The sequence below is a fragment of the Pseudomonas edaphica genome, from assembly GCF_005863185.1.
Taxonomy (GTDB): domain Bacteria; phylum Pseudomonadota; class Gammaproteobacteria; order Pseudomonadales; family Pseudomonadaceae; genus Aquipseudomonas; species Aquipseudomonas edaphica.
Window position 1 is genome coordinate 1 of record NZ_VBVZ01000298.1, and the last position, 7393, is coordinate 7393.

The 7393-nt window shown below is 60.4% G+C and carries 9 protein-coding genes; 4 read left to right on the forward strand and 5 right to left on the reverse strand.

Translation table 11 applies throughout. The features are described 5' to 3' along the window. Positions 1-214: 214 nt before the first annotated feature. The 4 genes from FEM54_RS19175 to FEM54_RS19190 are packed head-to-tail and all read right to left on the reverse strand — an operon-like array spanning position 215 to position 2495. Complete coding sequence (locus FEM54_RS19175; protein WP_099548144.1) at positions 215-772, reverse strand: DUF4136 domain-containing protein; 558 nt, start codon at positions 770-772, stop codon at positions 215-217. A 45-nt stretch (positions 773-817) separates the two neighbouring features. Further along, positions 818-1420, reverse strand: a complete 603-nt coding sequence (locus FEM54_RS19180) for a DUF4136 domain-containing protein (RefSeq protein WP_138452494.1) — start codon at positions 1418-1420, stop codon at positions 818-820. Positions 1421-1444: 24 nt separating this feature from the next. After that, positions 1445-2194: a methyltransferase gene (locus FEM54_RS19185; protein WP_138452496.1), complete on the reverse strand. Its 750-nt coding sequence runs from the start codon at positions 2192-2194 to the stop codon at positions 1445-1447. After that, positions 2187-2495: a MazG-like family protein gene (locus tag FEM54_RS19190; protein ID WP_017136732.1), complete on the reverse strand. Its 309-nt coding sequence runs from the start codon at positions 2493-2495 to the stop codon at positions 2187-2189. Before FEM54_RS19190 ends, FEM54_RS19185 begins: the two co-directional genes overlap by 8 nt. A 154-nt stretch (positions 2496-2649) precedes the next feature. Between FEM54_RS19190 and FEM54_RS19195 the strand changes: the two genes are divergently transcribed. The 4 genes from FEM54_RS19195 (at position 2650) to FEM54_RS19210 (ending at position 6512) form a co-directional block, all read left to right on the forward strand. After that, on the forward strand, positions 2650-2943 hold the full coding sequence (locus FEM54_RS19195) for a hypothetical protein (protein WP_017136733.1): 294 nt from the start codon (positions 2650-2652) through the stop codon (positions 2941-2943). Positions 2944-2946: 3 nt separating this feature from the next. Continuing rightward, positions 2947-4296, forward strand: a complete 1350-nt coding sequence (locus tag FEM54_RS19200) for an MATE family efflux transporter (protein WP_017136734.1) — start codon at positions 2947-2949, stop codon at positions 4294-4296. 124 nt (positions 4297-4420) lie between these two features. Continuing rightward, positions 4421-5953, forward strand: a complete 1533-nt coding sequence (locus tag FEM54_RS19205) for a M91 family zinc metallopeptidase (protein ID WP_138452498.1) — start codon at positions 4421-4423, stop codon at positions 5951-5953. A gap of 130 nt (positions 5954-6083) precedes the next feature. Further along, entirely contained in the window at positions 6084-6512 is a 429-nt protein-coding gene (locus FEM54_RS19210; protein WP_017136736.1) for a hypothetical protein, read from the forward strand. Positions 6513-6520: 8 nt separating this feature from the next. Here FEM54_RS19210 and FEM54_RS19215 read toward each other — a convergent pair whose 3' ends face one another. Beyond that, positions 6521-7384, reverse strand: coding sequence for an alpha/beta hydrolase (locus FEM54_RS19215; protein WP_138452500.1), 864 nt, complete (start codon positions 7382-7384; stop codon positions 6521-6523). Positions 7385-7393 lie beyond the last annotated feature (9 nt).

Consider the following 7393-nt stretch of genomic DNA (forward strand, 5'->3'; position numbering starts at 1 on the left):
GGCACTGCAGTTTTCCTGAAAGAACTCAGCGTCCGGGTTTGGGGCTGCTTCGCGCCCCAACGCAGGACAAGCCTGCTCGCCACAGGAGAAATTGGCTGCCTTCAAACGTTGTGTAGATACCTGTGCCACGATGGCGGCGGATCAGTCAATGCATCGGTGACTGACAGACCGCTATCGCGGGCAAGCCCGCTCCCACAGGGTTTGGCGGTGGTCTTTAGTGCGGAGGGTAGTTGGAGAGGATCCTGGTCACCGTGCTGCGAATGGCATCACTGCGATCCTGCGGGTTCGGCGTGCTGGCCATCATCTGCTCGTCGCTGCCACGCCATACCAGTTTGCCGTCCTTGCCGTCGAGCAGGTCGATCTGGATGGTCGCCACTTTGTAGGTGATGTTGCGCGTTTCGTTGTACATCGGCCCGCCCCAGTAGCCATTCCACGGGCCGCCCCAGGCGCCGCCGTAGTTGGTGGTGACTTGTTGCTGGCGCTCTTCGACGATCAGGTAGGCCTGTACATTCAGGTCGGCCCTGGTGCCTGCAGCGGCGGGGCGCAGGCCGCGCTGGTCGAGTTGCTCGCCCACGGCCTGGCGAATGCGTTGCTCGGTGAGGTCGCTCTTGATCCGTGGATCATCCGGGCGGTATTGCAGGGCCGGGTCTTTCCAGGCCCAGTTGCGGTACGCGCCAAAATCGCGGCTGGCATCAAAGTCATGGTTGACCTGGCTGGTCTGGCAGCCACTCAACAAGACCACTACAGCGAGTGCAGCAAGGCGACGAAGCATGAGGGTTCTCCAAAAAATGGAATAAGCCTGAGATGAGAATAGCTGCTAACTGGGTGGATAAGCGCTCATTGCCTTCTGCATCGCTTCGCGCAACGCATCAGCGCGTTCGCTCAGGCTACCCTGGCTGGTGGTTTCGGCGCTGGTGCTCCATACCGGCTGGCGCGTGCGGGCATCGAACAGGCTCACGCGGGCCACCGCAACTGTCACTTCATAGGTGCGTACCACCGGCACCGTGTTGTACATGCCGTAGCCATTGCCATAGCGGTTATAGCCACCGTAGCCGTAGCCATAGTCGTCCTGCACCTGGCGCAGGCGTTTTTCCAGACGCACGTCAGCAGTTACCAGCAGGTCGGGGGCGCGGCTGTCATGCAAAGGGCGCAAGCCGCGCTGATCTAGAGCGCCGCTGACCGCTTCGGCTATTTGCGCCGAATCCGCCCAGGCCGTCCCCGCGGGCAACTGGCCGTTAAGCCAGCCCCAACTGCGGTAGGCGCCATAGTCGCGCATCGGCGCCGGGTAGGCGCTGGCATCAAAGGTGTTCGCCGCCTGGGCCGGAGCCGGTGGCATCGGCACCGAGGCGGCCACGTAGGGGTTGGGCGTGGAACAGGCACCCAAGCCGAGGGATAACAGGATCAAACAGAGACGACGCATTTCGACCTCCGCAGACTGGGCCGCTTAAACCGGACGGCAGATCCAGTGCAAATAACGCCCAAGTCCGGCAAAGCTTGGGTGACGACGGTGAGCGAGTTCCATCTCCAACATGTCCTGCAGATTGGCGCGAGCCTGGAACTCCATCGGCATATAGTCGTGGAACACCCGCACGCCGCTTTGGCTTTCGACCTGCCAAAGCCCTTCGAGTTGCGCCGCCAGTTCCCGTGGGTCGAGCGGTTGTTGCGGGGTAAGGCTTTGCTTCTCGCCGGCCATGTCGTTCTTGCGCATTTTGCGGAAGTGGCCTTTGAGCAGGTTGCGGTAAATCAGCGCATCACGGTTGTAGAACGCCAGCGACAACCAGCCGCCGGGCACCGTGAGCTGGTGCAGCACCGGCAGGATCGCGTGGGGTTCGGCCAGCCATTCGAGCACGGCGTGGCACAGGACCAGGTCGTAGGGCTCGGTGAGTTGGCCGAGCAATTGCTGCCAGGGCGCATGGATAAAAGTCGCGGTCTGCCCGGCGTCGGCAAAGCGTTGACGGGCGCCTTCAAGCATCGGCTCGGCGGGCTCGGCCAGGGTCACTTGATGGCCACGCTCGGCCAGCCACAGCGACATATGCCCCAGGCCCGCGCCGATATCCAGCACGCGCAAAGGGCGCTCGGGCAAGGCTTCAGTCAGGTCGGCCTGCAACACCGCCAGGCGGATCGCGCCTTTGGCGCCACCGTAGATCTTTTCGGCAAAGCGCGTGGCCAACTGGTCGAAGTGACGGTCACTCATGGGCAAACCGCCGTTCGCTGTCGGCTAGTTTGGCGCGTACCACTTCGTTCATGTCCAGGCCCAGCTCACTGCACAGCAACAGCAGGTACAGCACGATATCGCCGACTTCCTGCCCGGCGTGGGTGAGTTTGTCCGCCGGCAGTTGGCGCGACTGGTCTTCGGTCAGCCACTGGAATATTTCCACCAGCTCGGACATTTCCACACTGGCGGCCATGGCCAGGTTTTTAGGGCTGTGGAAGCGCTTCCAGTCGTTGGTATCGCGAATACGGTGCAAGCGTTCGGTGAGGTGTTCGAGGTTCATGCGGGGGCTCCTGAAGGTGTATAGCTTCGGGCGGATGCCGGGCGAAGGCAAGTGAATCCCTGTAACGCGTAAACCTCTATGCTAAAAGGGAACTCGCTTGGTGTAATAACGACCAAAGGCTCAGCGACGCCCACCTCTTCATCAGGACACACACATGCAGGTAGAAAGCTTTTTCGAATGGTTGGGCCAGGCACTGGGGTCCGTCATCCGCTTTATCGTCGACGGGCTCAGCGGGCTGTTCGGCGCCTTGACCCACGCGGGCGGCAACTTTATTGAAGGCCTGTCGCGCACATTGGGCATGGACACCTCGATCATCAGCATCGCCGCCCTCATCATCGGGTTGATGTTGCTGTACTCGGCGGTGCGTGCGTTTATGCGCGCCTCGATCATTATGGGAATTATCTGGTTGATGCTGGGTTTGTGGTTGCTCAGTTGGGTTGTGCATTAATACTTGAAAACACTCACCCTGCTGACAGATTGGCGCGACCGCCGCACCCATCGCCGCGTCTGGGCATTGGCGGCGCCGATGATCTTGTCGAACATCTCGGTGCCGCTGGTGGCCCTGGTGGACAGCATGGTCATCGGCCACCTGCCCCACGCCCATCAACTGGGCGCTGTGGCCGTGGGCGCCAGCCTGTATACCTTCCTGGCCTGGGCCATGGGCTTTCTGCGCATGGGTTCCACCGGGTTTGCCGCACAAGCCGCCGGGCGCGGGGATGGCGCGGCGCTCAGGCAAATCCTGCTGCAAGGTTTGTTACTGGCGCTGGGGCTGGCGATGCTGCTGGGCACGGTGGGCATTCCACTGAGCCATCTGGCCCTGGAGTGGATGCAGCCCTCGCCCGAGCTGAACCAACTGACCCGCGATTTTTTCCACACCCGCTTGTTCGGCCTGCCCGCCGCGCTGGCCAGCTATGCCTTGGTCGGCTGGTTCCTCGGCACGCAAAATGCGCGTGCGCCGCTGGCGATTCTGCTGACCACCAACCTGGTCAACATCGCCTTGAACCTGTGGTTTGTACTCGGTCTGGATTGGGGTGTGGTCGGCTCAGCACGCGCCTCCGTTATCGCCGAATGGACCGGCGCCCTGCTCGGCTTGGCCCTCACGCAAAAAGCCCTGCGCGCGTATCCCGGGCATATCGCCTGGGCCGCTTTGCAGCGGTGGCAAAGCTGGCGGCCGCTGTTGGCGGTGAACCGCGATATTTTTATCCGCAGCCTGGCGCTGCAGTCGGTGTTTTTCATGATCACGGTGCAAGGCGCACGCCTGGGCGATGCCACCGTGGCGGCCAATGCGCTGCTGCTCAATGGTCTGCTGTTGACGGCCCACGCCCTCGACGGTCTGGCCCACGCAGTGGAAGCGCTGTGCGGGCACGCCATCGGCGCCCATGATCGCCAGGCATTGCGCCGCTCGCTGGTGGTCGCTTGTGGCTGGTCATTGATCGCCAGCCTAGGGTTCGCCCTGCTGTTCACCTTCGCCGGGCACTTGTTTATCGCCATGCAAACCGATATCCCCAGCGTGCGCGAAACCGCCGATATCTACCTGCCTTACCTGGCCGTACTGCCGTTGATTGCGGTGTGGAGCTATTTACTGGACGGCCTGTTTATCGGTGCAACCCGCGCGCGGGAAATGCGTAACGGCATGCTGTTGACGGTGGTGATTGTGCTGCCATTCGCATGGGCCTTGCAGGGCTTGGGCAATCATGGGCTGTGGGTCACCTTCCTGCTGTTCATGGCCCTGCGCAGCCTGACACTGTGGGCAATTGCCTGGCGCCTGAACAAACAGGACCGCTGGCTCAGCGCCCGTTAGTAAAGAATGGCCGGTTTGCAGCGTAAGAAAAACTCACAACTGCGCGTGGAGCCTTTGCAAGGGCTACAACCACAGAGGATCCGCCTGGCCCACTCTCGCGAGCCAGAAGGAAACAGGAGCCTGCGTGAACACAGTACTTCCCCGCATTCCCCTCGGCGCATCCGACGCTCCGACATTGGCACCCCAGCCTGAAACGCCCAGCCTGTTGGCACCCACGCCTGACATTGGGCAACAGACACATACGTTGTTCAACGAAGCCAATGTACTGATCAAACGCGAAGTGGAAACCTGGCAAGACAGTGCCGGCAACTATCACTCAGCCAGCATGACTCACATCGTCACCGGCGATCAGGCAGACAATATAAAGATCACAGCCCATGACAGCAGGACATTGACGGCCATCATCAATGGGAAAACCTACCCCTTCCCAATGCCCGAAAGCACAGACCTGCACATGATAAATATTGAGACCCAGGGCGGAAATGACTCGGTGGTCATTGGCCCTGGCGTTAAGGCACCTGTTCGGATCATCACGGGCGACGGCAATGACCGGGTCAAAACCGGCGCCGGCTATGCACGGGTCAATGGCGGCAGCGGCAACGACTCCATTCACCTGGGTAGCGGTGGCGGAATCGCCTTGGGTGGTGACGGCGATGATCGGATGCGCGCAGGCACGGGCAGTGCCGTGCTGAGCGGTGGCAAAGGCAATGACGTGCTGCATGCAGGCAAGGGCGCCAATCACCGACTGGTGTATTTGAACGGCGACCAAGGCAATGACCAGCTGTATGCAGGCGCAGGCATCAACGTTTTAAATGGAGGCCGCGGCGACGATAAACTGGTGGGCGCCCGCAAGACCACGCTTTACGCAGGCGCAGGCCATGACGTGATTCACTCCACGAGTAAAAAAGATCGCATTTACGCCAAAGCGTCCGACAAGATTCATCACAATAGGCCTTCAAACGTCACGTTTATGGAGGTCAAGGACGTCGGGAGTAAAGGGCTGAAGATAGAAGGCAAACCCGAGTTCATCGACGCCGTGCAAGACGTTCTCGACCAGCTTCGAGGTTCGCCTGTCGGCCAGCGGATGCTTGAGCAAATGGACGACTTCGTGGACGACATAAGGTCTCCCGTCACCCTGCGAGAGTCTGCCGACATGAACGCCAGTTACTACTACTTCCGCAACGCCTACAGCGACGCGCTTTCCGCTTGGCAATCTTCGCAGTTTCAAAGCGAATCAGAATTGGGCTACATCAAAAATGAGGTGGCCGGTGCAGTCGCCACTCACGCCGAAATAGAGCTTCAAACCTTTTACTTCGGCCAACAGCTGTCGACCACACCGATGCTTGCACTCCAGCACGAGTTGGCCCATGCCTTCAATGGCGCCACTGGCACCTACCAACCCGGAAACCAACAGGCTTTTGGCCTCGATGGAAACCCCATTGAGCGCTACGGTCAGCCGGTTTTCGTTAATAACGTCGAGTACCAAGCACTCGGCCTCGCCATTGAGGACGGGGAGCTGTTCGATCACGACAACAACCCGCTCACCCGGCCAACCACCCTCAATCCATCGCCCTTCACCGAGAATGCGCTACGCCAGGAAATGGGCGTGCCCTTGCGTGATCGCTACCTATGGGATGAGGCGCCGCACGCAGTTTAATCAATGGACGGGAGCCAACCTGTCAGTTCTCACAGGTTACAAACCCGACTTTCCGGCGTTGAATGGAGATCGCCGCTGAAGAGCCTTCAGCTTAAGGCTGCGATCTTATTGCACTCAAGGAAGAACCCACATGAGTAACAACACCTACTTGCTTATCGGCGCGTTGATAGTGGTCGCATTGATCGCCGCCGCTGTTATTCGCTCGTCCAAGAAGAAACCAGCCAAGCCCCCTGTCGAAGCCGTCGCCGAGCCGTCCGTTCAGGTTCCCCCCGTCACTCCGGACACGGGCGAATGGACACTCAAACTGGACGACGCTCCGTCAACACTCCCAGCGCAGCCCGCCATCCAGAAAGGCGTGGAGGTTTGGAATCAAACGGATTTCCACTTCTTCGTGACACAACAAGGCATAAGAGCGACGCTGCCACCCCAGGGTCGAACACTGATGGACAATAGCGCTAGTCTGACAGTCAGCCCTTCAGCGCAAAACACGCTGCAGTCTGTAGCGCTGGAGGAAACCAGCCCCGAGAGCTCAGCGCAGTACACCCTGATAATCCGGTAAAGCCAGCCTCACTGGCCTGGAGTGGAGCGAATAAACGCCGTGACCCGATCCAGTACCGGCGCCAGCCAGCGCAACGGCTTGGCAATGGACGCTACTAATGTCGCGTGGCTGGTCCGGGTGAAATAAAACGCCTCGACTGGCACACCCGCTTCACGCAGCTTGTTAGCCAACCCGCCCGTATTGCGCGTGGGGTTGACCAGCGAGTCGCTCACCGAGGCGATCAACAGGCTTGGTGGAGCGTCGTAACTGACGTGGTTGATGGGCTGGGAATCGGGCGGCGAGTCCGGGAAGAAAAACACGGGGCGCACATCGCGGTTTTCAATCGGCAGGAAGTCATAAGGCCCGGCCAGGCCGATCCAGCCCTTGAGCATCGAGGGTGACAGCTTGACTTGATTGAGCCACCGCGCATCCAGTGCCAGCATCGAGGCGTTATAGGCACCGGAGCTATGGCCCATCAGGTAGAGCTGCTTGGGGTCGGCGCCGTACTCAGCGATGTGCTGATGAGTCCAGGCCACCGCTTGGGCGCCGTCCTGGAGAAAAGCGGGGTAACGCACTTGCGGATAGAGCCGGTAGTCCGCGACGACCACCACAATGCCGCGTGAAGCCAGGGCTTCGCCAACGAAACCGTAATCATCCTTGGAGCCGCTGTTCCAGCTGCCACCGTAGAAAAACACCACGACCGGTGCGTTGGGCAAGGCGGTGACAGGGCGATAGACATCGAGCCTCTGGCGCGGGTCAGGGCCGTAGGCAATCGATGAGGTTTTGGTGAACGTGCTGGAAGGGGTCAGTGCGTTGAGCACTTTGATCGGCGAGCAGGCCGAGAGGAATGCGGCGACTGCCAGGGTGAGCGCTTGCAGCCATTTGCTCGACATCGTTCAGAC